The 1,971-nt window shown below is 45.4% G+C and carries 1 protein-coding gene; it reads right to left on the reverse strand.

From position 1 onward, the window contains the following. Positions 1 to 912 (reverse strand): AAA family ATPase (locus tag PPL9_RS04120; RefSeq protein WP_152986587.1); only part of this gene is annotated, 912 nt, incomplete at its 3' end. Between the last annotated feature and the right edge of the window lie 1,059 nt (positions 913 to 1,971).

Here is a 1,971-nt window from a genome sequence, read left to right on the forward strand (position 1 = left end):
GTCCTTTACTTCTTCAAGGACGTGGCGTAGCCGCTGATAATAGTGCAGGGCTGCATAACCTGTATCTTCAATGTGCTGCCATTGCGCCAGCTCTTGTTCGATTTCGTCGATGCGGTCTTCTATCAAACCAGGAGTATTTAGCTCCGCCTGCAACTCCGGTACGCGCTCTTGCATTGCCGCGCTATAATGATGCGCATTGGTCATCACACGAGGCGTATCTTGCTCCCACTCAGTCATCCACTGACCACCGAGACAAATGTCGATACCTTCAAAGTATGTTTTCTGGATGACTCCGCGAATAGAAAGAGGATTTTCATATCTCAAAGCAGCGTTAATTGATTGATTTTCCTCAATTAACACTGGTTGATAGCCAAAGATTGTTGATGCAGATCCTTGAGGGTCAAGATCTAGAAACAACACACGGTATCCGCGAAGCGCTGCATATTGAGCGAAGTGTACCGATGTAGTTGTCTTTGCAGAGCCACCCTTAAAGTTTACAAATGCCATGATGGCGAGTTCTTCATCAGCTGAACGGTGAGGCAAGTATCTTTGACGCTTTTCTGGCGTATCAGCCACCCTTCGAGCCGCCTCTTCGCGAATTGCACGAAGGTTTGAAAGGGAGTAGGAGCGATAACGGTTGCTGGAATCTCGCGAAATATCGAGTTCAAGCTCTTTCGCCAAGGTGTTAACGTAACTTGGCGAGCATCCGAGCAGTTCTGCAGCTTCGCGGGGCAGATAGGTTCGTGTAACTTTGTGAGAAAATGGATCTGTAGCCCTGAGCGCTGTCGCTTCAATAACCTCAGCCAGACTATCGCGGTCACTGACGACTTGCGTCAACAAGGTGTCCTGCTCCATGGTATCTTGCTCTAAAACGCTCATTGTTAAGATGCTCCAAAATAATGAACTAAACATCGGAATGAGCAAATATGAGCGCTAGAGCAGGGAGTAAGTCAACAAATTAATGGTTAATTCAGATTAATACTTATGGCAATCAATCACCGACAGTCGTTATTTTTCATTATAGATCAATGAATTAACACACTTTTGTACTGTTGGTTGCTGAGGAATCAGCCACAACAAAAATCTGTGCGCTCTCGTATGAAATTCGACAGAGAATCGCGATTTCATTCCTCCGCAGAAAAAGCATGGTCTGAGATGAAGTGAATGTTCGCATTCGTAAGCTGCTGATCAAATGATTTAATATCTTGTGGCCCACCGACCTTTCCATGATCATTTTCAAAAGCCATTATAGCGGCTAAGCCGCTATTCAAACATGAGTTTAAGTACGTCTCATAGAGACGTTCCGCTTACTTGAGTTCTATAAGAGAATCTAAGTGTGAAAGAGTTGTATTAGATATGTGACTGCCGGTTTTGTCACCCTTGCGTGCCATTTCACTGCCCATTTAGGAAAGTAATGGCATGGACGGCTCCTTCCCCGGCACCATATTGGGGCGTTGTTGCAGTATCTCCCTGACGTGGAGTATCTTCTCTGAAATTTCCTTTTCAGAAGATCTACTTAATGCCATTTAAACAGACTGCTGATCGGCGTCACAAGTTCGATAAAGCCCAATTCAAAGTGACGAACTGGTCGGACTATAAGGGGCAAGAACAAGATCTGTCAAAAATCGTACGGTAAGACAGACAAACAGAGAACGTTGGAATGTTCAAAAGGGTGTTTACCTATTTTATGTCCAAGTGATCGATCCCTATCCGTAAACGGACATTATTAGGCACCTTACTGACAATAAAAGATAAATCGCTTAGCGTACGCCTGCGAGCAAAACTTGTTCTGGCCCCAACCTGCAATCATAATCCATTGGGCTTGCAATCATCGCCATTTTGAGCCCGAATTAAATGACTTTATCTGGGGGCTCAAACCCACATTGTTTGGTGCGCCGTGGAAAGGCGCGTTTTCCTAGCGGGTGCGAAACCCGCTCAATACTTGTCGCTTCGGTTGATAGCAGCCTGAGC

The organism is Pseudovibrio sp. POLY-S9 (assembly GCF_001431305.1).
Lineage (GTDB): Bacteria > Pseudomonadota > Alphaproteobacteria > Rhizobiales > Stappiaceae > Pseudovibrio.